The 24782-nt window shown below is 48.9% G+C and carries 23 protein-coding genes and 5 pseudogenes; 10 read left to right on the top strand and 18 right to left on the bottom strand.

Features of this window, described 5'->3' with window-relative positions:
• Positions 1 to 118 precede the first annotated feature (118 nt).
• Positions 119 to 786, top strand: a pseudogene (locus RGU72_RS20890) (IS6 family transposase).
• 59 nt (positions 787 to 845) lie between these two features.
• On the opposite strand, the gene RGU72_RS20895 reads toward RGU72_RS20890, so the two are convergent.
• The 3 genes and pseudogenes from RGU72_RS20895 to RGU72_RS20900 form a co-directional block, all read right to left on the bottom strand.
• Entirely contained in the window at positions 846 to 1040 is a 195-nt protein-coding gene (locus RGU72_RS20895; RefSeq protein ID WP_322121761.1) for a hypothetical protein, read from the bottom strand.
• Positions 1041 to 1043: 3 nt separating this feature from the next.
• A pseudogene (locus tag RGU72_RS21480) lies at positions 1044 to 1241 on the bottom strand (HipA domain-containing protein); the annotation flags it as partial.
• Between the two features lie 235 nt (positions 1242 to 1476).
• Positions 1477 to 2046: a DUF4337 family protein gene (locus RGU72_RS20900; protein WP_322121762.1), complete on the bottom strand. Its 570-nt coding sequence runs from the start codon at positions 2044 to 2046 to the stop codon at positions 1477 to 1479.
• Positions 2047 to 2588: 542 nt separating this feature from the next.
• Here RGU72_RS20900 and RGU72_RS20905 point away from each other — a divergent pair.
• From RGU72_RS20905 to RGU72_RS20915, 3 genes are all read left to right on the top strand, one after another.
• Positions 2589 to 3551: a cation diffusion facilitator family transporter gene (locus RGU72_RS20905; protein WP_322121763.1), complete on the top strand. Its 963-nt coding sequence runs from the start codon at positions 2589 to 2591 to the stop codon at positions 3549 to 3551.
• A gap of 222 nt (positions 3552 to 3773) precedes the next feature.
• Complete coding sequence (locus RGU72_RS20910; RefSeq protein WP_322121764.1) at positions 3774 to 4331, top strand: cytochrome b; 558 nt, start codon at positions 3774 to 3776, stop codon at positions 4329 to 4331.
• A 602-nt stretch (positions 4332 to 4933) separates the two neighbouring features.
• The gene (locus RGU72_RS20915; protein WP_322121765.1) at positions 4934 to 5335 is read left to right on the top strand and encodes an NAD(P)-binding domain-containing protein; all 402 of its coding nucleotides are present in this window, start codon (positions 4934 to 4936) and stop codon (positions 5333 to 5335) included.
• Between the two features lie 39 nt (positions 5336 to 5374).
• Here the strand turns inward: RGU72_RS20915 and tnpA are convergent, their stop codons facing one another.
• On the bottom strand, positions 5375 to 5794 hold the full coding sequence (tnpA, locus tag RGU72_RS20920) for an IS200/IS605 family transposase (protein WP_322121766.1): 420 nt from the start codon (positions 5792 to 5794) through the stop codon (positions 5375 to 5377).
• A gap of 21 nt (positions 5795 to 5815) precedes the next feature.
• On the opposite strand from tnpA, the gene RGU72_RS20925 reads away from it, so the two are divergent.
• Entirely contained in the window at positions 5816 to 7057 is a 1242-nt protein-coding gene (locus RGU72_RS20925) for a transposase (RefSeq protein ID WP_322121767.1), read from the top strand.
• A gap of 54 nt (positions 7058 to 7111) precedes the next feature.
• Complete coding sequence (locus RGU72_RS20930) at positions 7112 to 7570, top strand: hypothetical protein (RefSeq protein ID WP_322121768.1); 459 nt, start codon at positions 7112 to 7114, stop codon at positions 7568 to 7570.
• Between the two features lie 346 nt (positions 7571 to 7916).
• Here the strand turns inward: RGU72_RS20930 and RGU72_RS20935 are convergent, their stop codons facing one another.
• The 8 genes and pseudogenes from RGU72_RS20935 to RGU72_RS20970 all read right to left on the bottom strand — a co-directional run bounded on the left by RGU72_RS20935 (position 7917) and on the right by RGU72_RS20970 (position 16440).
• A complete protein-coding gene (locus tag RGU72_RS20935) occupies positions 7917 to 8885 on the bottom strand; it encodes an IS5 family transposase (RefSeq protein ID WP_322121753.1) in 969 nt (322 codons plus the stop codon).
• Positions 8886 to 9208: 323 nt separating this feature from the next.
• Positions 9209 to 10387 (bottom strand): MFS transporter, encoded by a 1179-nt coding sequence (locus RGU72_RS20940; protein ID WP_322121769.1) that lies wholly within the window; start codon positions 10385 to 10387, stop codon positions 9209 to 9211.
• 62 nt (positions 10388 to 10449) lie between these two features.
• Positions 10450 to 10995 (bottom strand): cupin domain-containing protein, encoded by a 546-nt coding sequence (locus RGU72_RS20945; protein ID WP_322121770.1) that lies wholly within the window; start codon positions 10993 to 10995, stop codon positions 10450 to 10452.
• 3 nt (positions 10996 to 10998) lie between these two features.
• Positions 10999 to 12687, bottom strand: coding sequence for an FAD/NAD(P)-binding protein (locus tag RGU72_RS20950; RefSeq protein WP_322121838.1), 1689 nt, complete (start codon positions 12685 to 12687; stop codon positions 10999 to 11001).
• Positions 12687 to 13970: a pyridoxal phosphate-dependent aminotransferase gene (locus RGU72_RS20955; protein ID WP_322121771.1), complete on the bottom strand. Its 1284-nt coding sequence runs from the start codon at positions 13968 to 13970 to the stop codon at positions 12687 to 12689. Before RGU72_RS20955 ends, RGU72_RS20950 begins: the two co-directional genes overlap by 1 nt.
• A gap of 79 nt (positions 13971 to 14049) precedes the next feature.
• Positions 14050 to 14820 carry an iron-containing redox enzyme family protein gene (locus tag RGU72_RS20960; protein WP_322121772.1) on the bottom strand — a complete coding sequence of 257 codons (771 nt, stop codon included), beginning with the start codon at positions 14818 to 14820 and terminating at the stop codon, positions 14050 to 14052.
• A 336-nt stretch (positions 14821 to 15156) separates the two neighbouring features.
• Positions 15157 to 15384: pseudogene (locus RGU72_RS20965) on the bottom strand (DDE-type integrase/transposase/recombinase); the annotation flags it as partial.
• Positions 15385 to 15471: 87 nt separating this feature from the next.
• Positions 15472 to 16440: an IS5 family transposase gene (locus RGU72_RS20970; RefSeq protein WP_322121753.1), complete on the bottom strand. Its 969-nt coding sequence runs from the start codon at positions 16438 to 16440 to the stop codon at positions 15472 to 15474.
• Positions 16441 to 16500: 60 nt separating this feature from the next.
• Here RGU72_RS20970 and RGU72_RS20975 point away from each other — a divergent pair.
• From RGU72_RS20975 to RGU72_RS20990, 4 genes and pseudogenes are all read left to right on the top strand, one after another.
• A pseudogene (locus RGU72_RS20975) lies at positions 16501 to 17487 on the top strand (Mu transposase domain-containing protein); the annotation flags it as partial.
• Positions 17480 to 18310, top strand: a pseudogene (gene istB, locus RGU72_RS20980) (IS21-like element helper ATPase IstB). The pseudogenes RGU72_RS20975 and istB, both read left to right, overlap by 8 nt.
• 492 nt (positions 18311 to 18802) lie before the next feature.
• Positions 18803 to 20038 carry a DUF1173 family protein gene (locus tag RGU72_RS20985; RefSeq protein WP_322121839.1) on the top strand — a complete coding sequence of 412 codons (1236 nt, stop codon included), beginning with the start codon at positions 18803 to 18805 and terminating at the stop codon, positions 20036 to 20038.
• A 58-nt stretch (positions 20039 to 20096) separates the two neighbouring features.
• Entirely contained in the window at positions 20097 to 21008 is a 912-nt protein-coding gene (locus RGU72_RS20990) for a DNA/RNA non-specific endonuclease (protein ID WP_322121773.1), read from the top strand.
• 71 nt (positions 21009 to 21079) lie between these two features.
• Here the strand turns inward: RGU72_RS20990 and RGU72_RS20995 are convergent, their stop codons facing one another.
• The 6 genes from RGU72_RS20995 to RGU72_RS21020 form a co-directional block, all read right to left on the bottom strand.
• Positions 21080 to 21832, bottom strand: coding sequence for a hypothetical protein (locus RGU72_RS20995; RefSeq protein ID WP_322121774.1), 753 nt, complete (start codon positions 21830 to 21832; stop codon positions 21080 to 21082).
• Between the two features lie 78 nt (positions 21833 to 21910).
• Positions 21911 to 22702: a DUF2491 family protein gene (locus RGU72_RS21000; RefSeq protein WP_322121775.1), complete on the bottom strand. Its 792-nt coding sequence runs from the start codon at positions 22700 to 22702 to the stop codon at positions 21911 to 21913.
• A 36-nt stretch (positions 22703 to 22738) separates the two neighbouring features.
• On the bottom strand, positions 22739 to 23578 hold the full coding sequence (locus RGU72_RS21005) for a hypothetical protein (protein ID WP_322121776.1): 840 nt from the start codon (positions 23576 to 23578) through the stop codon (positions 22739 to 22741).
• A gap of 264 nt (positions 23579 to 23842) precedes the next feature.
• On the bottom strand, positions 23843 to 24076 hold the full coding sequence (locus RGU72_RS21010; protein WP_322121777.1) for a hypothetical protein: 234 nt from the start codon (positions 24074 to 24076) through the stop codon (positions 23843 to 23845).
• A gap of 19 nt (positions 24077 to 24095) precedes the next feature.
• Complete coding sequence (locus RGU72_RS21015; RefSeq protein WP_322121778.1) at positions 24096 to 24614, bottom strand: hypothetical protein; 519 nt, start codon at positions 24612 to 24614, stop codon at positions 24096 to 24098.
• 12 nt (positions 24615 to 24626) lie between these two features.
• Positions 24627 to 24773 (bottom strand): hypothetical protein, encoded by a 147-nt coding sequence (locus RGU72_RS21020; protein WP_322121779.1) that lies wholly within the window; start codon positions 24771 to 24773, stop codon positions 24627 to 24629.
• Positions 24774 to 24782: the final 9 nt, after the last annotated feature.

Genomic DNA, 24782 nt, shown 5'->3' on the forward strand with positions numbered 1-24782 from the left:
CTCATCCATTACTACTTTCTCAGGATGGTATTGTCAACTTGCGGAGGCTGGCAAAATATTGTAAGGTGGCGAGACGAAAAAATCTCTACTCTATTGCGGGTTCCGCTACCCAGCAGAAATCATCAGCCATGTCGTGTGGCTCTACTTCCGGTTCGCGCTGAGTTTTCGCGACATAGAAGAACTAATGGCCAGCCGTGGCATCCTAGTCACGTATGAGACGATCCGCCAATGGACGTTGAAGTTTGGCCAAGGCTATGCCAATGAGCTTCGCCGGCGTCAACCGCAACGCGGAGACAAATGGCATCTCGACGAGGTGGTGCTAACAATCAAGGGCAAGCACCATTACCTACGGCGTGCGGTCGATCAGAACGGACATGTGCTCGATATTCTGATGCAGAGTCGGCGCAACCGACAGCCGCAAAACGTTTTTTCCGCAAGCTGCTCAAGGGCTTACGTTACGCACCACGAGTGCTAATCACCGACAAGCTCAAGAGTTATGTCGCGGCGAAGACGCAAATCATGCCGCGTGTGGAGCGTCGCCAACACAAAGGCCTCAATAACCGTGCAGAACTCTCGCACCAACCGATGCGGCAACGAGAACGACAGATGCGGCGCTTCAAGTCATCGGGTCATGCTCAGCGCTTTTTATCGGCTCATGGCCCGATCAACCATGCTTTCCGGTGTCAGCGAAACCGTATGACCGCGGAGCAGTACCGACACATGCGTACACAGGCATTTTCTGTATGGCATGAGGTCACCAACGTAGCAAAAAAACCTAATCCATGACACCGTGTTACCCGGGCAAATGCAAGTTCGCCTAAAATTGTACAACTCGCCGTCTCCGTTCAGCAAGTTGACAATACCCATTCAATCAACATACGCTTACCCGTTTCTCTAAAATATGGATAGCGCTCAATCATTGTCGAAACTAATGGCAAGGTCTGACCAATCGCTCGACTAATGCTATTCTCTGCTTCGTCAAGATCACGCGATAGCAAAGACAAACGCGTTGTTGCAAGTTGTCGAAGCTGCTTCCCCATCCACTAGGCTTTTTTTCCTTGTAATGTGAGGGCGGGCTTATCTTCTAGATGTGGATATGCAGACGTAGTTACTACATCGTAGACAGGTGAGAGAAATGCATCTTCATAGTTTGTGTATACCAGAGCAAAATTCTTCAGATGCGCATCACCATTATGCAAAGCATAATTGAGTAACATTAATTTATATAGCTGCTTAGCGCTCTCTAGTCGCTTGGTTGAGACTACAGCATAAGACTACAGGCTGGGATTGGTACACTTTTAACGCGCCATTTATGGCAGTTTCCAGTGCGCTTTCCGGTACATTATTCACGCGGCATTCATACTCCATAATGTCTACCTTTGTACAAGGAGACAAATCCTAAGCCGAATGCTAGATATTTGCCTCTAAGGTACGCGTTTTGTGTCTGCGTGGTTTTCGTTTGAATTGCCTTCGTGTTCAAAAAAATGTGGTGATTGCAGCAGCGATTCCAATTGCAGAGGACGCAACAGAGCCCCAGAGCAACCAACGCCGCTTGGTCAGCACTGTAATTGCTGCAAGTGCGATTGCGATCTGGATGAAGGTCAAAGCTAGAGCCAAACGTTCATGTGGCTTAAGCTTTGCTTCAGATTCTTCTCCTAATCTGCGGGATTCTGCTTGTAGTTTCTTCGCCTCGGCTTGTACTTCAACCCTCTCTTTTTCTTCTTTTAGCTTGTCTACCAAAAAACGTTCTTTGATTTCCGAAGTAGTAGATAACGCGGCAACAGCATCATCAAGATGGCTCTTGATGGATTTCGCTTGATAAAATGCCCATTGGTCGGATGCTTCCGCCTGTTTAAGGATGCTTTGATTTTTTAGGAACATCGCTTCATTTTGCGCAGCACCGCTTTCGTAGCTGATGAGTGCACCAACGGTGGCAAGAACAGCCGTCATCAAAGCAATTTTTTGTGCTAAACCATTGCTTTCTTTTTCAGCAGCATCATCAAGCGCGTGTTCGTGCGGGCTAGGAACTTCATATTCTTCTTCCATATATTCCCTCTAAAGTGGTAAGTGATAATGCGATGCAAATGCTGCCCCTGAACTGAAAGCTAAATACTTAGTCAGTATCATTCTAGCGAAGGTAGCAGACGACTTTAAAGATGAAGCTAGATTTATTATTAAGAATATTACTCGAACTCAAACGGTTCTGTCGTATTAACTGACACAAATCAAACTTATCAAAGGGATCGCAATCATCCTCAAACTAATTGAGCGAATTTCTTTGGCCAACACTTACAACTGATCAAAAAAATTTCGCCTATGAGTTAATTACCGCGTTCGTTAATTCGATCCTAGACAGATTTTTCATTCTCAAACTAAGTGTTAGGCGACAAGATTATCTTAAAAACTAAGCAGATGGGACTACGAGGAAGGGCATAAGAATCAACAGATTCTTTATTAATATATGCCTGGCAGGTAAAACGCGAATCATTGCGAATATGATTCGAAGCACCTCTACTCGCATAGAAAAGCAATGTCCCTTAAGATGCTGGTTTATCGTAAATCATGTACTACTAAATTATTGCGTCAATATGAACCCAACTGAAGTTGAACACCAGAACGAGAATTCCTTGCATTCGGCAACTGAGAGAGCAACTGCGGCATCGCGAAGTACCTGGGTGAGCGTAGGTGTCAATATTTGCTTGAGTGTTGCTCAAATTAGCATAGGTATATTCGCTAAATCACAAGGCTTGATTGCTGACGGCATTCATTCGTTATCCGACCTGGTGTCGGATTTTGTTGTGCTATTTGCCAGTCATCACAGCAAGAAAGACGCCGATGACGACCATCCTTATGGTCATCAGCGATTTGAAAATGCGGCCTCGTTGATTCTAGGGTTGTTACTACTCGCAGTTGGTGCAGGCATGATTTGGACTGCTGTATTGAAGCTTGAAGCTCCGGATACCATCGCACAAGTACAGAGTATTGCCTTATGGATGGCGGCTATAGCGCTATGCACCAAAGAGCTACTTTTTCGCTACATGCTTGCCATCGCCAAGCGCATCAAATCAAGCATGCTGATTGCAAATGCATGGCACGCCCGTTCAGATGCGGCATCATCATTTGTGGTCGGCGTAGGTATCATCGGTAATTTAGCAGGCTATCCAATACTTGACCCTATTGCCGCACTGATTGTAGGATTCATGATTCTCAAAATGGGTTGGGGATTTGCTTGGGATGCCCTACATGATTTAATGGATCGAGCAGTCGACCAGATCGAACTCAACGCAATCCGAATCACATTGTTAGAAACACCTGGTGTGAGCAACGTTCATGATTTGCGTACGCGGAAGATGGGTGACATGATCGTCGCCGATGTGCACCTAGAAGTCGAAGCATCACTGACAGTGGAGGCCGGACATGACATTGCAGTCGATGCCAGGCGTCGTGTGCTGGAGCGCCACAGAGTGCTCAACCTAATGACGCACATTGATCCATGGAAAAAACCAGATCTAGATCACGAAAATAAAGTACAAATCTCCCCATCAGACTAGGACGAATAACACGGCATCAAAGTAGAAAGGTGAAATTTTGTAGCTTCGAAAACTGCAGAAAAGCTTAACAAAAATGACCAGAATTGGCCTCTCACCTTTCGTCCTTTAAATGCCTTGCTCATGTTGCTTAACGTAGTTTCTAAGTATATGTTTCTGCGGCTCGCTACCTAAGGTACTTAAATAGATCAGTTTTGTATCCTAATAACTAACCTAGGAAATCGCATGGCGAAGCATATTAACTTTGGCACAGAGTCTGAACACAATTGGAAATATCACAAGCCCGCAATTTGGCTCCACTGGGTATCCGCACTCTTGATCATCGGCTTACTGTGCGTGGGCTGGTACATGATGTCGATTGAGGATGAGCCTGGGAGTGGTTGGTATTTTGATCAACATAAATCGTTCGGCATACTCGTCCTCATACTAATTCTGATTCGCATAGTCTGGCGGATCAGACACAAACCAGAGCCATTGTCAGATAACGTCCCTGGCTGGCAAAAGAATTTAGCAAGCATTATCCAATGGCTGCTTTATGGCAGCATGTTTGCCATGCCTATTATCGGATTTATAGGGACATCTTATACCAAGCGAGGTGTATCACTATTCGGAATGAAACTCCCAGCCTGGACGACTCCCAATCATGACATCGCTGAACAATTTTTTGCTGCGCACTCAATCTTAGCTTTTATCCTGACGACCCTGATCGTCCTGCATGTGCTAGCCGGCCTAAAGCACCTATTCATAGATAGAGACCGCGTCTTTTACCGAATGTGGTTCTAAAACCGATTCTGTCGCATTGTTGATCGGAAGACGACAATAGCAGGAACTATGTCACCGATAAGTAAAATCGATTTGTGTGCGGCGTAGATTTAATTCCATCAATCTCTAACTGTCTATTTACACCAGTACTAATCCAGCGAGCACGATACTGATGGACCGGAACTGCTTACATTTGAGCACCGGCACGAGCATCCGCTTGATCGTATATGCGCTCTGCTAGACAATGGTTTTAAGATTTTAGCCTTGTAACGAAAGATCTGTGGTCACTTTGTTGAGGTTCCTCTCCGCCATCATGCCCCTCCACATTGATGGAGAAATGCATCGCTATAATATTGAGCAGGTCAGTTCATCCTTTATCAGTGTTTTGCAATCTAGAAGTTCATTACGCTAACGGCTCACTAGGGCTATGAGACTCTGTTATCCATCCGTTTTATGGGCTAGGTTTTGACATACCAGCCCAGCAACTGTAAACCAACTGACCGGGTCAGGTCTCTCTAACGGCAATTTAACGGACTATAGTAAAATATAAGCATCGTTTAGAATTACTCAAAACTATTCTCTCAATAATCACCATTCAAGTGTAATTTCAATAGGATAAAACCATGGCAAATATCAGCTTTCTTGGGACAGGATTGCTCGGCGGTGCATTCGCTGAAGCTGCGGCAAAACGTGGTGACTCAGTCACCGCATGGAATCGTTCTGCGGACAAAGTTAACGCTTTGATGCAATTTGGTGTCAAAGCCGCCGCAACTCCTGCTGACGCAGTCCGAGGTGCATCGCGAGTGCATCTAGTGCTAAAAGATGACGCAGTTGTCGAAGAAGTTATTGCCATGGCACGTACTGCACTCGAGCCTGGTACGATCATCATTGATCATACTACGACCTTGCCGGTACTCACCGCAAAGCGCGCTGAACAACTTCATACCGCAGGATTGAAGTATTTGCACTGCCCTGTCTTTATCCGATTTGCGCGTAAAACCCCGTCGTTCAGGGCGGGGATGTAAGCGCGGAAGGCGAAGCCTTCCTTGTCTTGGACTTTCGGTTTAATGCGGCGTTTGCTGTTGCTCGATGTACTTGCGAATCACAGCAATAGGCGCACCTCCGCAGCTTCCAGCGAAGTAGCTAGGCGACCACAGCGCACCGCCCCAGAGTTTCTTGCGGATGTTCGGATAGTTCTTCTTCCGAATCATCAAGCTTGATATTCCCTTGAGGCTGTTCACAAGCTTTGACACTGCCACTTTAGGCGGATAGTTCACCAGTAGGTGAACGTGGTCGTCCTCGCCGTCGAACTCAACAAGCTCCGATTCAAAGTCCTTGCAGACACTAGCAAATATTGGGCGCAGATCATCAAGAATCTCTTTGGTGAATACCCCGCGCCGGTATTTTGTCACAAAGACCAAATGCACATGCATCATAAATACACAGTGTCTTCCAGTCCTAATATCGTTGTTGTCTTCGCTCATAGACCAGAGTATGATCGAACCATGCAAAGACTTCAAGCCTTTAAATACGAACTGATGCCAGACGGCGAACAGCAGCGCGATATGCGCCGCTTTGCTGGGTCGTGCAGGTTCGTCTATAACAAGGCTTTAGCATTGCAAAAAGAAAATCACGAAGCAGGAAACAAGTTCATCGGCTACGTGCCAATGGCGGCGAATCTGCCGATCTGGAAGCGTGAATCTGGTACGGAATGGCTCAAAGAAACGCCATCCCAGGCGCTGCAACATGCCCTGAAGGACTTGGACAAAGCCTACAGCAACTTCTTTGCCAAACGTGCCGACTTCCCGCGCTTTAAAAAGAAAGGCAGTGGCGACAGCTTCCGCTATCCCGACCCGAAACAGATCAAGCTCGATCAGGCCAACGACCGCATCCTCGTGCCGAAACTTGGCTGGATACGCTACCGCAACAGTCGTGATGTATTGGGCGAAGTGCGTAACGTCACGATAAGCCAATCAGGTGGCAAATGGTTCGCCTCGATCCAGACGCAGCGCGAAGTCGAACAGCCATTGCCCACGGCAACAAGCGCTATCGGCATCGATGTCGGCATTGCGCGGTTCGCCACCATGAGCGATGAGAGCTATATCGCGCCACTCAACAGCTTTAAGAAGCACCAGCAACGCCTTGCACGTTACCAACGGCGCATGAGCCATAAGGTGAAGTTCAGCAGTAACTGGAAAAAGGCAAAAGCCAAAGTCCAGAAGATTCACACCGGCATCGCTAACGCCAGAAAAGATTTCCTGCACAATACCACAACGACGATCAGCCAAAACCACGCGCTCGTATGCATTGAGGATTTGCAGGTACGGAATATGTCCAAGTCTTCCAAAGGCAATAGTGAACAGCACGGCAAGATGGTCAAGCAGAAGTCTGGCCTAAACCGTTCCATCCTCGATCAGGGCTGGGGCGAATTCAGGCGACAACTGGCGTATAAGGTGCAGTGGCACGGCGGCATGTTGCTTGCCGTTCCGCCGCACCACACCAGCCAGACGTGTCCATGCTGCGGCCATGTGTCGAAAGACAATCGGCAAACACAAGCAAAATTCTTGTGTGTCGATTGTGGCTACGAAAATCACGCCGATGTCGTTGGCGCGATCAATATTTTAGAGCGGGGATACCGCTTGTTAGCCTGTGGAGAGTCGGTGCAGTCAGACCGCTCAGTGAAGCAGGAACCCGCCGAAGCGACTCGCAAATCATCGCGCAGCGCCGTAGGAATCCCCGTCCTTTAGGGCGGGGAGGATGTCAAGGGACCACCGGCTGCTAGAAACGCTCAAGGTTCAATGATGGTTGCTGGCCCAAGTGCTCTATTCGAATCGGTCAAGGCAGATCTCGCCAAGATGACCGGGCGTCTGGTTTATATAGGAGAACGATCCGACCTTGCCGCCGCGAACAAATTACTAGGTAATGCAATGATCATTGGCCTCTCTGCAGTAATGGCAGATGTGCTGACTCTGGCGCAGGCAAGCGATATACATGGTGAAGATGCGATCAAGTTGCTTGGTATGCTGGACTTAAATGCGACGGTCGGCGGTCGCGGGCTCAACATGGCAAAAGGCAACTTCGCTCCGAGTTTTGAGCTAGTGATGGCACGCAAGGATGTGCGTCTGATGTTGGAAACATCTGGCAGTCGCTCGATGGCAACACTGCCAGCAATTGCGGCCAGAATGGATCAGCTCATCGCCGCTGGACATGGTGCTGAAGATGCCAGCGTGCTTGGAATCGATGCAGTGGTGCGGCCTTGAGTATAGCTGGCTGCGGTTCTCGTTTAGACAATCCGAGCTAAAAGCTTGAACTCACAGACCGCAGTCCAACGTCACATCGATTGGGGTCGAAAAAATTACAACGACTTATATCGTTCATATAATCACAATTAGCATTGTCACCACCTGAGGTAACATCGGCATACGCTGACGCAAAATAATCATAAATCGTTTTTTCGAACTTTACCTCGCATATGCTTTTAATCAGAATTTCTGTAATTAACTCAGACATTGCTCTTACAGTTCGCTATAACGATCACACCGTACAACTCGAACTGGCGTTGGTGCACTTAAAAGTTGAAGTAAAAAGTACCCCAACTCCGATCATTTATGCAGGAACTTTCTGACTACGGACGGAGTTTGGGCGTCCAGCAGCGAGCATGCGATTTAACACAGCAACACCGACGGCGGCCTCGGTTTTTTGCGCTTCGAATCTGCGCGCACGCAGTCGAGGACCGATGATCGATTTATAGCGTCCCATGGTCGTTTCGACCAAAGCACGCTGTCCATAACCAGTGGCTTCTTGCCAAGCCAACCGACCCTCTGTATTGATCATGTCAAGATGGCGATTACGCTGACTTGGCGAACGCGATTGAGTACCAGGAACGGCGGTTTTACGGGGTGGGATAACCACCGCAATATCGTCACCATATTGCGCGATCGTTTGATAAGTGGGCGCGCCATCATAGGCACCATCGGCAGTGACTTTGTCGATTTGTTCGTCGACCTGATCCAGTAGTGGCCCCACTTGAGATGGGTCATCCGTATGCTGATCGGTGAGGATCTGCGCGACAATCATGCCTGCATCGACATCGACGGCCAGATGTAGTTTGCGCCAGCTACGGCGCGACTTCGCGCCATGTTTTTCTTCCAGCCATTGTCCTGCCCCAAAGACCTGCAAACCTGTGCTGTCGATGAGCACATGGAGTGGCCCCTTTGGTGCGGATGGTGACTTCGTTACCGTCAGTCCGACCGCCCGTCTGCTGACCGTGGTGTGATCCGGTGCCGTGATTGTCAGGTTCATCAGTGTCAGCACGGAAGCCATTAACCCTTCGGTTTGTCGCAGGGCCATTTTGAAGGCGGAGCGCAGCATCAGACTCGTCTCAATGGCGCTATCCCGATAGCGAGCCTGACCATTTGGCCCTACGCTTTGCCACTGATCTAATGCTGCGTCTTCAATCCACAACGTCAGGCTACCGCGCCGCCGTAATCCTGCTTCATATTCCGGCCAATTCTGAACCTTGAACGACATCTTAGGTATATGATGACGCCGATCGTCGTTGTGTTTGTTGGGCATCGGGGCGATCAGTAAAATTGAGGCCGCATCGTAACATCACCGCTTTTCGAGTTTGAAGTGCACCAACGCCGATCATCGGTCCTCGACTGCGTGCGCGCAGATTCGAAGCGCAAAAAACCGAGGCCGCCGTCGGTGTTGCTGTGTTAAATCGCATGCTCGCTGCTGGACGCCCAAACTCCGTCCGTAGTCAGAAAGTTCCTGCATAAATGATCGGGGTTGGGGTACTTTTTACTTCAACTTTTAAGTGCACCAACGCCGATCCGAATACTACGGCTGACCACATCTGTAAGACGTCGCGCCGATTGCTGTTACGGTGCTTCGGTTTAATTCAGCTGCATAACTAGTGTTTTCCTGGAGACAAACAGATAGCCCATCAGAGACAGTGTGATAAAGCCGACCGTACTGATCGTGAAATTTGCGCTGGGTTGGAACGACAGATCTGATACCACCATAGTACCTATTCCGGCGAAGCAATATTGGATGCATGTGAGCAGTCCCAACGCATGGGCCCCTTTGTCCCGGAAGTAGTTCGTCACGATCACCTGCACGGGCGGGTTGATGAGGGCCGTGGCCAGCCGCAGTAAGCAAGTACCTAGCGTGATCAGGCCGACGGTAAGCATAGTGTCGTGGGTAAACATTTGGGCAAGGATGACGGAGGTGCCCAGCATAGAAGTATAAATGCCGATTCCGACGATCTTCTGCGGTGTCACGTTGCTCGCGTTGAGCTTGCTCATCATACGATTTCCTAACAGATAAGCCAGAGCGATACCGATGAACAGATAGGCATAGTTGGTTTCACTCATCCCATACTGGTTGATGTACATGAAGCTGGAAATGCTGATAAATGCATAGAAAGCGGCAAACGCGGCGCCGACAATCAACGCGAGACCCAAAAAGTAGTTGTTCTCGAGAACACTGTAGTAACTCAGGAGATGCGTCTTCATGCTGAAGTTGGCGCGAAACTCTTTTTGCCGATGGTTACTCTCGCATATCACCACCCACGCCCATGCGAATAAGGGAATTTCGAACAGTGCGATGGCCCAGAAGCAATTGCGCCAGTTGGAGACTTTCACGATCCATGCGCCCAATACCGGTGCGAGGATCGGCGAAAGAACCAGTCCGACTACCAACAAGCCGGTAGCGTGAATCTGCGCCTTCTTGTCCATAGTATCCTTGATGATCAGCCTTAAGACGATATAGACCGCCGCACTACCCAGTGCCTGCGCGGCTCGTAACGCGATCATGGCAGGCATGGCAGTACACAGCGCGATCCAGACCGAGGCGGCGATATGTATGAGCAGACAGGAAAGAACCACAGAACGGCGTCCCCACAACTCGCTGACAACGCCGATAAACAGCACGAAGAACGCTTGGCTGTAGTTGTAGACTGAGATAGTTAGATTGCTCACGTCCATTGATACGCCGAATTCGCGGGCAATCAGGGGCAAGCCGGACAGGAAAATATCCGTGCATGCCTGGGTGGAGAAAAGAAGTAATACCATAAGGATGACAGGGGGGGGCGAATGCCATTTGAGTTCATAGAATAATCCTGCAAATAATGTGTTCAGTGACAGTCCAGCGCTAAGAGTTGCTGGGCCAAAGGCGGGCGGACGTCTGGACTGGTAAGGCCGTCCTCCCAGGCGCGGCGGAGCGCGACTTGCAAGTCTGCATACTCGGAATCAGACACGTTCGCCGGCCTGTTTTCGCGCATCGCGGTGGCGATGTGGCGTAGCTGTTCCAGTTGGTCGCCGATATAAAACGGTAGCCGCACGTCGCTGAGGTCGACTCGGTGGCCGTCCGGCAAAATGCGCGTGTCACGCTCGAAATCGATGCTGAAGCGGCCTATCTGGATTAGGATGTAGCGCGAGTGGCTGCTGTTCTCGGAGCAGTGCGAAACCCGGTGAATGGTATTGGCGGGCACCTGCACGACCTGACCCGGATGAAAAAGACAGGACTGGCCGCTCTCCGGTAGTTCTAGCAACAGACGCCCAGAGGCGCAATAAGTAATATCGGAAATATACGTATGGCGGTGAAAGGCTAGGTTCTCGCTACCTACGTTATAGATGCATACACGGATATCGCCAGCGAAGGAAAATTCTTTGAAGTCCATTGCTCACCTCCCTTGATGAATTAGACTTGAATCGGCCGCCGCGAAAATCGCCCAGTCCTGCGCGACCACCTTAGCGGCATTCACGAACGCTGCCGCGTAGTTGTTCTGATTTTGCCAGTACTGCGTGACCGGTCCGAAGGAATACAGATGGTCCGAATGGCGCGTGCCAGCTATCGTTGCGTGCGCCACCCGAAAGCTGCTCGACTCCGCAGCAGCAACGCCGCCCGTCCGATAGCCGTCCTCGCTGTATTCCAGCAGCTCACCACTTTCCAGCAAATGACGGATGAGTTGGGATGGATGGCGGCGCATGTCGTAATTGTGGCCATGGGATCGGATCACGATATCGGGCAGAACCGCTCTTTCGTCACCACCGATCGTGAACGCAGCACTGAATTGCTCCTGATAGCCAAGGCGTACCGTCGACAGTACTCCGGCCTCGACTAGCGCGACGAGTTTCTTCGCGTTCTGTAGGGGAATCGGCACGGCGGTGCGGATGAAATGAGTATCGAACTGGCTGTCGTAACGGAGCTTGTCCGCAGCCCTCAAGTGCTCATAGAAGCGCAAGCGGCGCGCACGCAGCACGATGGCGTGGACTATGCGTTCGCTGCGTTCGCCGCGGATTTCGGTCAAGAGCTTGTCGTAAGCGCTGGCAAACGGTGGAGCGGCGACATCGTTGAAACTAAGCCGCCCGTCGCTCGCAGCGGCTAATTCGGCGTCAATCAGCGCGATCACGTCGTCGAGCAGGACTGTCCCGTGGTTGCTTTGCCTTAGCTCGTTGATGGCGTTGTCTTTCAGATAGCGGAACTCGTCATTCAAAAGAGGCCAACGCACGCCGGGGAAGAATCCCGAGCGCGAGCCAGCGATAATCTTGACGTCCTCCACCCCGAAGTAGTGCCAGTCCGGCTCGAAGCTCCGCGCTAAACCGTCCGCACCGTATACAAACCTGCCATGTTCACACGCGCTCAAGATGGCATCGACCGCGCTCGGCCCCATGCCTTGGACATACACCGTGAGTTGCCGTTGTCGGTGTGCCTGCTGATAAGCCAACATACTGACATGAATGTTTTCCGGGGGGTAAGGCGAAGCCAGCACGGCGGTGCTGGACTGTTCGCTGGGCCAATGGCCAGAGGCCAACAACACTTTGTCCAGGTGCTCGAGGCGGGTAACCGCGCCACTGGTTCGACATTGGATCGTCAACGCGAAGTGGCCGTCGCGGGTCGCGCCGTTGATCGCTTCGTGACCGTTGAAAGTGCATACCGATATTCCGTGGCCAGCTGCGCGCTCGCTCGCCTGCTTGAAGCGGCTCGACAGGTACATGCCGAACAGGGCACGCGGATAAAACGCCGTTGCGACTGGTTCCCACTGTTCAAGCTGGGTGCTTGGATCAGAAGCCAGTATCAGTTCAGGGTGGTCAGCGATGATCTGCTCGCGGCGTTCCCGCATCCAATCGAGGAAATCATTGTCGAACAAGGACATTTTTTCTGCCGGGTTATTGCACAGGTGGTATGGTGCGCTGCAGTCGCTGCCATATGGAAATCCGGGCCCGTTCGTCGGCTGGCGTTCGACGGTGGTGATGACAATGTCACCTCGCAGGACGGTGTCACTGTCGATGCTCCGGCATAAGGTGTCGACCAGGTGCCAGAGCATGCAGGTGCCGGAGAATCCGGTGCCAATGATGCAGTAGCGCGTCATCAACGCAGGCCGTCCAGCGCGATTTTGATGCGCTGTGCCGCGCGGGTCAGCACCGCGCTGTCCCTTCCGCAATTGATCCTAACGAAATGCCGATAATGATCTTTCCCGGCATAGCCTTCCGCAAAATGCTCTCCCGAAATGGTCGCCACACGTGCTTCTTGCAACAGGAACTGTTCTGCATGGGTATATCCCAGCTGCTGGTATCGCTTCGCATAGGTTGACAGGTCAGCGAAGATGAAATAACCGCCTTGGGGTGTATGTACTGATAACTGACAGGCCCGCAGCAGTGCGATCATCTCTAGCGCACAGTTGCGCGCCTGGGTCGCTCGGCGATGTGCCACCTCGTCCATGGCCTCTTCCATTGCGTGGAAGCAGGCCACCTGGCCGTAGGTGCCGGCGAACGAATTGAGGTTGACTTGGACGTTGGCGGCGACCGCGATGAACCAGTCCGGCGCGTACATATAGCCGATCCGGTCGCCGTGCATGCCGTACGTCTTGCCCGGGCCCGTCACGTTGACTACACAATCTCTCATGCGGTAGGCGCCGACCGTGAGCGCGGCGAATGCCTTGGCTCTTTCGTTGAGGATATGGGCTTCGTACGGGCAGTCGTAGATAACTATCATGGGCGCCAAGCCATCCTCTGCTCTATCGATGTTGTGTTTGGCGACGACGGCGCCCAACGCCTGCAATTCCGACGTCGTGTATACCTTTCCGGTCGGGTTGATGCAATCGCCCAGAATGATTAGCTTGGTGTTGGGGGTGATGGCGTCACTCAAGGCGTTAGCCGACACGCCTTTTTCGATGAGCGCGTCGGACTGGACAAACACGGGGGTGCCCCCATGCAGACGGATCATGTCGGCGTAGTGTGGCCAGTTGGGCAGCGGCACGATGACTTCGTCGCCTGAGTTCAGCAGACTATGCAGTACGACCGCGATGGCGCCCTTGATGCCCCCCGGCGTGACCATGATCTCGGTCGCTGGATCATACGTAACGTCGTGCACGCGTGCAACGCGCTGCGCAATAGCCTTGAGTAAAAAATCGAATCCCTTGACGGGAGCGAACTGGTGGATAAGGTGCGGGGTATTCTTGATGAAGTCGATTACGCCTTGGTCGATACGCAGATCGGTGGGCGTGTCGAGAGTACCGATGCTCAGGTCGATGATCTTGTCGGGTTCTGCATAGCCCTCGTTTAACTGAGCGATGCGCATACGCATACCGTGAGTAATCGACTCGCCGATGCTGAGTGCGGCGTGGGAAAAGACGTTATTTAATGGCTTAGTCATGTTGTCATCCTATTGGGAGAGGCCATTAGACATCCGCGGCGCAAGACAATTCGCCGCGCACGTGGCCATTCCATGGTGTTTAATTGGCAAGCTGCGCGGCGTGGCGATACATACCGTTCCACATGTGATGCTGGATCTTTAGCGTTTGGTCGATACCATAGATAATATCGGCTAGGTCGGCTTCCGACGAGCAGTTATTCAGAACACATTGCTGCGCATCTGCGGCGTGGCGATCCTCGACACCGCTATCGAGATGGCAATTGAAATAAACCTCGACGTCATGGGTGTAGCGTTTTTGATCCAAATTGTGGCGGCTGGCACCGAACGCGTCACGGAAATGCGTAAGCATGATGCTCGCGTGAGTTTCAAGGGCGTACGCAACTCCCAACATTGTTCGATAATTCATTCCCAGCAATTGGTTTACTTTGGAGCGGTAATCCTTAGTTTCTTCTATCACCAGCGCGAATGCTTTATCGTTGCGCGTGCCATCGCGGCGACCTTCCAAGTCCCTGACTTTCAACGCAGGCAGGTCAAACTCGAACTGACCATACAGATTATGCGAATTTTCCATAAGTAACTCGTGGCAATGCGATTTTTTACCATCACCGCATTCCTCGTTGAGAATATACGAAAACAAGATTAGAGTGTCTTGGTCGTGTTCTTTCGCCGCGTGGCCGCAGATGTGGGCGATGCCGATTACAGTAGCCATCGTCCGATAGAAAAAATTCGCCCGATGAATCGCAAACAGTGTCGGCGTTAACTTGGTTTCTTTCAAAAGTTTGAAATAGTCGTTGGTGAAGACTGGATGGTCTGCCAGTTCGTTCATATAGCTCAATAACTGTTGCTGCATCATTTCTCCTTGGTTTTGTCCAATATTGAGTGGGTTAGAGTTGTAGATTTTATATCGTTGGTAAAAAATAATGTATGTGGAAATCACTAACTATTAAATATTGTTAAATTATGTTAGCAATTGATAAACTATTCAGACCGTAGCTCCATGGAAGCCAGTGATCGAGCAGCGGCTAGGGCAAGCCATGACAGCGGTCATTCGTGACAACAGCGCGGCCTTACTGTCGGCTAAACCAGTCGTTGTTTAAGAAAATCGTCGTTTATATGGGCTTTACGCAGGGTTCTGTCGCAATAGCGAACCCAAGACGGAGTCTTGGCAGACGGATTCCGCCTATCATTAAACAGAGCGGATTTTTCCTGCCAAAGCATAAAATTGGTCGGCAAAAGACAGATCATCTGCACCTTCCATCATGAGTTGACCCTTGCGAATCATGTGCATGAGTTCGATACCAACCAGGATGCTTTTGGCTGATCGGAACGATTTGAATCCGAGCATTGGTTTTGTTATCCGTTTCACTGCACGATGGTCTTGTTCCACGATATTATTGAGGTACTTGATCTGACATACCACCATAGGTATTTCCATGGAAGCGTTGATCTCGGCGTTGGTGCACTTAAAAGTTGAAGTAAAAAGTACCCCAACTCCGATCATTTATGCAGGAACTTTCTGACTACGGACGGAGTTTGGGCGTCCAGCAGCGAGCATGCGATTTAACACAGCAACACCGACGGCGGCCTCGGTTTTTTGCGCTTCGAATCTGCGCGCACGCAGTCGAGGACCGATGATCGATTTATAGCGTCCCATGGTCGTTTCGACCAAAGCACGCTGTCCATAACCAGTGGCTTCTTGCCAAGCCAACCGACCCTCTGTATTGATCATGTCAAGATGGCGATTACGCTGACTTGGCGAACGCGATTGAGTACCAGGAACGGCGGTTTTACGGGGTGGGATAACCACCGCAATATCGTCACCATATTGCGCGATCGTTTGATAAGTGGGCGCGCCATCATAGGCACCATCGGCAGTGACTTTGTCGATTTGTTCGTCGACCTGATCCAGTAGTGGCCCCACTTGAGATGGGTCATCCGTATGCTGATCGGTGAGGATCTGCGCGACAATCATGCCTGCATCGACATCGACGGCCAGATGTAGTTTGCGCCAGCTACGGCGCGACTTCGCGCCATGTTTTTCTTCCAGCCATTGTCCTGCCCCAAAGACCTGCAAACCTGTGCTGTCGATGAGCACATGGAGTGGCCCCTTTGGTGCGGATGGTGACTTCGTTACCGTCAGTCCGACCGCCCGTCTGCTGACCGTGGTGTGATCCGGTGCCGTGATTGTCAGGTTCATCAGTGTCAGCACGGAAGCCATTAACCCTTCGGTTTGTCGCAGGGCCATTTTGAAGGCGGAGCGCAGCATCAGACTCGTCTCAATGGCGCTATCCCGATAGCGAGCCTGACCATTTGGCCCTACGCTTTGCCACTGATCTAATGCTGCGTCTTCAATCCACAACGTCAGGCTACCGCGCCGCCGTAATCCTGCTTCATATTCCGGCCAATTCTGAACCTTGAACGACATCTTAGGTATATGATGACGGCGATCGTCGTTGTGTTTGTTGGGCATCGGGGCGATCAGTAAAATTGAGGCCGCATCGTAACATCACCGCTTTTCGAGTTTGAAGTGCACCAACGCCTATTCGATGCCCATACCCGTGCCTTCACCGCCATGGGTGGGATTGCCCGACGCGGGATCTACGACAATATGAAGACGGCGGTAGACAAAGTCATGAAGGGTAAAGGACGTATCGTCAATGCGCGCTTTTTTGCAATGACGGCGCATTACCTGTTTGATCCTGACTTCTGTAATGTCGCCTCTGGCTGGGAGAAAGGGATTGTTGAGAAGAATGTACAGGATAGTCGCCGCCGTGTTTGGCATGAGGCTAGGCAGGAACGTTTCGGCAGCTTTGCCGAACTCAATGCTTGGTTGGCCGTGCAGTGCAAACGGCTGTGGAGCGAGTGCCGCCACCCAGACTACCCTGACTTAACGGTCGCCGATGTACTTGAGCATGAGCAAGCCCAACTGATGCCCATGCCAACGCCGTTTGATGGCTATGTTGAGTTAGTGGCGCGGGTCTCTTCCACATGCTTAGTCCACGTTCACCGTAATCGTTACTCGGTACCTTGTTACCTAGCCAATCACATGGTCAGTGTGCATCTCTACTCCGAGCAGGTCGCCATTTATGCAGATCAGGAGCGCGTGGCTTACCATCTGCGCGTGTTCGGGCGAGATCAAACCTGCTATGACTGGCAGCACTACATCCTGCTGGCAGAGCGGAAACCAGGTGTCTTACGGAATGGCGCTCCATTTGCGTTGATGCCTGAACCACTCATCAAACTACAAGCGATTCTGATGCGACGTTCAGGCGGCGATCGGGTCATGGCACAAGTCCTCGCTGCGATACCACATCATGGATTGGAAACGGTCATCGTGGCTGTTGAGTTGGTACTGGAATCAGGCGTTGCCAGTGTCGAACACATCACCAATGTACTAGTCCGATTACATCAGGTTGAGCGCCCAGATCCGGTGGTCACCACTTTGCAATTAAATGAAGAACCCGTGGCTGATGCTAGCCGCTATGACAGCTTACATCAGGAGATCAATCATGTTTAACATCATCACAGAACTTAAAACCCTCAAGTTGTATGGCATGGCAATCGCCTATGCGGATTTAACGGCGCAAAGCACGGCGTCTGTCAGCGCATCGGAATGGTTGATTCAGCATTTACTGGAAGCTGAATCCACGGATCGTGGTATGCGCTCTATCCGATATCAACTGCATGTGGCGAAGTTTCCGATTCACCGTAGTTTGGCGGACTTCGATTTCAGTCAATCCAAAGTCGATCAGAAACTCATTGAGCAGCTAGCTTCGTTGAGCTTCACTGAGGCTGCACATAATGTCGTGCTCATTGGTGGAACGGGCACAGGTAAAAGTCATCTGGCGACAGCACTAGCTGTGTCCGGAATTACGCGTCACGGCAAACGTGTACGTTTCTTCTCCACCATTGAATTAGTCAACGCGCTGGAATTAGAAAAAGCGGCAGGCAAGCAAGGACGTTTGGCATTAAGTTTAATGCAGATGGATTTGGTGATCTTAGATGAACTAGGCTATCTGCCATTCTCACAAGCCGGTGGTGCTTTGTTATTCCACTTGCTGTCCAAGCTCTACGAGCGCACCAGCGTAGTGATAACCACCAATCTAACATTCTCAGAATAGAGTAGCGTGTTTGGCGACGCCAAATTAACGACGGCGCTATTAGATCGACTCACGCATCATTGCCACATTATTGAAACAGGCAATGATTCCTATCGATTCAAACACAGCAGCGCAACCGCCAAAATGCGCATCAAATCACGAGAGAAAATCAGAGAAATGAACAAAGCCGACATCGAAGTACCGCAAGAGATACAAGGCACGACAGAAGATGAAATCTAGGTTGTTCTGTTAACTGATGAGGGGTGGCTCCGCTGCGCTCCGCAAAACCCGAAAAAGAAAAGACTTAAGTTCAACAACAAACCAAACCTAAGGAGACTTACATGGCTACTTAAATCATCGACAAATGCCAAAGTAAATTATATGATCAGTAACTAAGTGCCTGGTCAATATTCAATGCGCAAGGCTGGTCAAATTTGAGTGCGCGCCAACACCTCAGACGAAAAAAAGGGAAACAATGCTCCCATCGGGATGATTGTTTCCCAATGGTTTTTGAATGACCAGAATAGTTCTGACCAGTAATAATGAGGGCTAGCCTCTTGACGATGTGAGTTTCCTCACTATGATGTCTGACAAAATACCAAATCTTGCGTAAATTTGCAACAAATTAAACGCCCCGTGAATCAAAAACGATAAGAAGAGCAATTAAATGGTCTTTTCGGACATGGGTTCGTTTAATCAACGTCAAAATGATGGTCATATTAGGAGTATTTGATGTCTCAGGCTTTTACATTTTTTGTTGATATTGGTGGAACACAATTTTCTCAGTCGAGTGGTAATCGGCTTCAAGAAGCGCTTCAGATCGCGCACCGGCAAGGTCGCTCTTTTTGTCTGTGTTGCACTGGAAAACAGATTCCTTTAGTCGTCAAACGCTACAACAAAGACAATGTTGTGCCGCACTATGGTCTTGCTAGATGGCCCGAGACAGGGTTGGATCACGACGCGGATTGCTATTTTTTTGGTGAGGATACTGAGAGTCAAGAATCATCAACCAATCTCCCTGCGTTTGAAGAACTGGCCAATGGTCAAAGCCGCGCCTATTTGTCGATTGCTCTCAACATCATTGAACGCAATATGCAGGCCATTGCTTTAAAGAAAACGCAACCACCTGCCCCTGGTAATAAACGCGACAGAGCCAATGAAGTTACCCTACTTCTCAAGCTTTGGCGCTTGGCAGGCCTGAACATTTATCGCGGTCAAGATCGTAAATGGTATCAGGCAACCTTTAATTTGCTTAAAGCGGCAAAGCAAATCGTCATTAACAAGGAGGGAGAAACACTTGATCAGTATTTATTAGTGGGATCGGCCAACGGAGATAAATTGGCGTTTGAACATAATCACCACGTACTCGATCATGCAAAGAAAAAATACACTCGCCTCTTTGTGATTGGTCGGCTTAAAGCGTATGGCCGGGACAAAAGCCGCCAAATGCTCCAATTCAAAGATTTTCATGGCTTACCGAGAATAGCCGTCAAACTAGATCAGCTTGACGCCTTCCTGCAGGACAAACCCTTTTATCAAGAACTACTGAATAAAGAGGAAGGTCATGTCATTGCAATTGCTTGTATAGAACCCAGCACAAAAGAATGGTGGTCTGTTCTTCATCTCAATGGGATTAGTACCAGCACTCAGATGGTTCCCGTTGAGAAATCGGAAGAATTGCTGTTTGAAGCCTATCTAAGTTCCCTTAAAAGAAAATTTATTAAGCCCTTAGCACACGATGGCAGTACCCAATATCTGCAAAGGTCAGAATTTATATTATTGGATACCCCCACGCGTACTTATTGTGAGGTGTTTGATTCCACTGCGTTACCAGCTACATCTGATCTGGCTGAGAGAAGTTCAAAACATAGGAGTAAGGGTCAAGAGTATCTGACATGGATTAACGCGCCAGGATCGGCCTACCCTGCTTTACCTGCGTCAAACAAAATCGGATTTTTAGAAACTTGACAGCGATACCTTTGATGGGACACTGGAACTGTTCCAATAACTTTTATAGGTATTTAATATGTTTAAAAAATGGATTCATTCGTTTCTATTATTCTCCGCATTTGCCGCGGTTACCAACGTCGATGCAAAGGATTGTTCAACACAGTTTTTTAACGGCAAGGCACCCGTTGCGACGACTACTCATTTTAACGAACGTACCACTTCGTTGTGTTTTGAGGAATATGCTTTGATGTACTCTGGCGTGACCAAAACACCGCTCTGGACGGCTGAGTTTCTAACGAATAACCGTATTAAAGAGGCGCGCAAATTAAAACGGCAGGATAGCTTTCACGAAGAAGAGCAAATTCCCAATGCGGATCGCTCCTACTTGAAAGACTATAAAGGATCAACAAAGAATGTCGATATCGACCACTCAATCGACCGGGGCCACATGAGTCCAAACAGCGACTTTAGCACTTACACAGCTCAATTCGAATCGTTTTCACTTGCCAATATCATTCCGCAAAATTCGGATAATAACCAAAACCTGCACGAAGGTATTGAATCAGCCACCAGAAAATTAGCAACGCAGCGCGAAAGATTGTATGTCATCACAGGACCGATCTTTGATACAACAGCGAATAAGCTCAATGGCCGCGTTGTCATACCGACCCGCATCTTTAAAGCGATAGTCGATCCTTCCAGACATGAAGCGGCAGCGTATTTGACGTATAACAAGCCAGGTATGGACTATCAAGTCGTCTCCATCGCCGAGCTAGAGCGGATTGTGGGCTTTGATCTTTTCCCTGATTTGCCATCCTCAATCAAAAATTCAACAATGCAATTACCTGAACCTACGCCTTATAAACAACATTCCGGCAAGGACCGTTCTGAACAATATCATTCAAAGCATGCGTCGAATGAACAGACAAGTTTCTCATCGACCCCCTTACGTAACTTTGGTAAATCTTTGCAATATCTTTTTAAGTAGGCCACTAACAAAAAGTGCTCCAGCAAGGATTTCCGCTGGAGCACTTTTTGGTCATTAAATTTGCTTTTGGCTTAAGACGCTTTTGACGAAAGACGCTTGAGACGATCAACTACCGATTCCGTTGCACCACCTGTCATTGACACAGAGTGACGAATATCTTCAATTTCTTTTGCGTCATCTAATGGTTTTTGCTTGATGTCGGCAACAATTCGCATACCAGCAGCTTCACTACTTACCGCTTGTGCTTTCTTGGTTAGTGCAGCCATTGCCGATGAATGGCTGGCTATCCCGTTCAAGCCATCGAGTTCAGCCTGACGCTGTAAACGTAACGCCTGCAAATCCTTTTGCGCTTGGGCTGAAGCAAGAACTTGCATATTCTTTTTGGCTTGAGCATCAAAGTCAGACAAGCTTTTAGAAAATGCATCAACGACCTGCTGCAGCTGATCCAGATATTCTTTTGCATCAGCCTCTTCTTGTATTTCTTGTGGCAAGCGGGCTTTTTCTCCTTCTAATTCATCACAAAACTTTGATACGGCAGATTCAGAAATGGAACCGGCGGCCAACCGATCGCCTAAAGATTCTGCGACTTTTTCGTCATTGGCTATCAGGGCGCGAAGCTTAACGACATCATCGTGTTCTTTATTAAAAGCGTTGCGCGCTGTCGCCAACTTTTGAGCTGTATCCATTAATGTTTCATTTAGACGATCACGGTCCGCTTCGGTCGCAGTCTCAGGATCCCATGCAGCGATTGTTTCCGAAAGTTTGTCGCCCACTGCACTGAAATGTTTACTTAACAAATTTGCTGTTAATCCCCATCCACTCATTTTTCGCTCCCGTTTCTATGTTATCGCTGCACATGCAGCTTTCAAAATATTAGTCGTGATTGTGTACTAATACAAAACCTACTGAATAGTGATGCGCTCTTTTTCGATTAAGATACCCACCATAAAATCAACGAAGATGCTTCGCTTACTGTTGTCGCCATCGTGACTTTTAACAACTGATGTAGTGATCAACAAAAATTCTTGAGATCCGTCAGACAGTGATCGTACATACGGAACAAACCAAATGTCCTGTTCTTGGCCATGGACTCCCTGTGCATCATCAATTCTTATTTCTGATCCATTAAATGGAGGAACATAATCTCCATCTCCGGTGTCGCGAATATAATCGAGTTGTTCGTTATCCCCAAATACCGGAGTCAAAACGGTGTCAGCAAACCCGTACTCTGAGAGTTGGTCTCGCCACAACGTATATGTCTTTTGTCCCAACCCTTCACCATTTTCTCCTGTGAACGCTTGTTGATCTTCAACTGTTTCTGGTATGAATCTGACGAGTCTGGAACAGTACATCAGTTCAACGATGTCGCCTTGATCATTTTGAACTACTTGGATAAATTTCTCTGACTCTTCTCCATCATCACCAACTGAAAGATAGTAACGATAGATATCCCCTGGATAATCCAGTTTTACATGTGCAATGGCCCGTATCACCGTATCGTCTTCAGTTGGACCACTAACTAGAGAACCCGCTCCGGACGCCCGGATGAAGGGGGATATTTGTAGTTGAACAAGTGATCCGATTTTGGCTTTTAGCGGCAAACCGTCATCAGACCGCTGCTGCTTTTTTAGAGAGTCGATACCGTGATTTGCAGCCGCGCCTTTAAAATAACGCAATGAGTCTGTCCAGCCCATAATCTTCCTTAATTAAAAAAGAGTAATTCCGCAGAATTAGTTCAACGAATAGTGATTGGTCTTTTCGGCCGACAATTTCTTCTTAAAAAATAATTTCCATGTAATCCAAACCAGTAGCAAGATCATTGATAGCCAAAATAAGAATCTAAACAACTTCATCAGAAAAGAAGGTTGTTCGGTTCCAATGGAACTCTGACTTACGTTATCAGGAGATAGCCCTTTTGCAGAAATATTTCCCCCTGATGATTTTTCAAAGGAAACGTCGTTATCTCTCTGGCGTGAATATCCTGAATCGTGATTCATTGACCTGCCCAACATAAAGCCCATCAAACCACTACTCCAAGAGAAACCGCCGTTGTTGCCATAATTCGAACTAGGCACTTGGACGATTACTGGTGCTTGATAGGACGCTGTTGGGGTCGAGGGTAAAGCAGCGGATGGGGTAAAGCTATTGTCCTGGGACGATCGTCCAAAACCAGTAGGCTGAGCCGAGGCGTTGCTTGACAGGGGCGCAGCAGTCTTAGCAGCATTTCGGGCATCTAAGGTTTTTAATGCATTCGCTTGGGAGGCATTTTTATCTAGTCCGATTGAAAGAGCTGATTGATTTGTTTTGGGCTGTGAACTCGGTGTTGTTCCTGATGTACTTTGGGTTGATGCGTTTTCGGATTTGGTAGCGTTTCCGAAAGAGCCAAACCCTGTAGGTTTAGTCGATGTCGCGCTTGATGAAGAAGGATTTGATGGTGCTGATTTCGCGGGAGTAGATTTAGTGCTGCCTGAGAATCCTCCACTCATTGAATGCGAAGAGCTACTTTTTCCAAAAGAGGAAATAGTAACTGCCAGCATTGAAATGACTAATAAACATTTTAATTTTTCCAATCTAGACTCCCAGTCTTTAAATAATAGGTTTTAATACGAACCCACAGCTAAACACCTTACGGCTCAACTGATAAATTCCAATAACTCGGAATTGGAGCACCATATGCTTTTTGAAATAAACGTAAATTCTTCGCCGTCGCTGATGCGACGATAAAGAACCCTTTTTGACACGACTGTCTCAACAGGAGACTCAAAACTGTACGGTTCGGTTGCCATCATTTTTCCTTTGGCATTAAGCAAGTCTACGTTTGAGAATTTTTGGATTCAAAATAGCCTCTTCACTTTTGGTGCGACCTCTAGCATTCCTGGTGTTTCCCATTTTCCAAAATTAGAAGCAACCAACAACTTCCATGCACTCCAAAGCGAAGCCAGTGAAGCATTTTGAACTTCGTCTTTGGTTTGACCCTTATTAATCATTCGACGCACCGTCTCGGAAATCGCATCGTTAGCTTCATAAAATTCATGTTCTGAAAAATGAACCGGTTTATTGTTGAGCATTTTTTATTATTCCTTCACCTTAATCGACAAATACGTGCGTCATTACGTCAAACTTGTTTTCGAGTACGAACTCGTGGATAGAATCTCCAACCACAGTATCGGTGAAGCCCCACTTAATGCCATCGCCTACCACTTTTGATGGAAGCATGTTGAACAGTCTACGCACTTGCTCATCGGTTGGAACGCGGTCACAGATGTGGTTCAGAACATCATGTAGAGAATCAAATTCGCCGGATTCCGGGTCAGTTGACATCCAGTACGCTTCACGCACGGCTGCAGTTCGCCGGTCGTACTTAATTTGTTCAATTTGCTCGCGATCAGAATTCGCTTGTTTTTCTGCTTCGGTTGGAAACCAGTGTTTTTCTGCCTCTTCGTAGGAGATACTGCGACTTGCAGCGTCTGACGTGATCAGCATACTGCGGCCACGGCGACTGGAACCAATACACAGGGTGTGCTTGTTATCTGCATCGCTGCGTACGAAGATATTGGCAGCGCTTGCAGTGGCGTTAAATTTGATACTTGAATTGTCGTTGCTCATGACATTCCTCGGTTAAACTTTAACTTCACCTAGTCCGATTCCCTGCAAGTTCAACAGAGATTTCTTGTGCTTTGCGTATAAATACATGCAATTTAAGGTGGTACGTTTACCACCTATCGAGTTTTCGGATACATTCGCAATTAAGGATATCGTTGTCATAGCTTTTGT

This window comes from Undibacterium sp. 5I1, assembly GCF_034314085.1.
Taxonomy (GTDB): domain Bacteria; phylum Pseudomonadota; class Gammaproteobacteria; order Burkholderiales; family Burkholderiaceae_D; genus Undibacterium.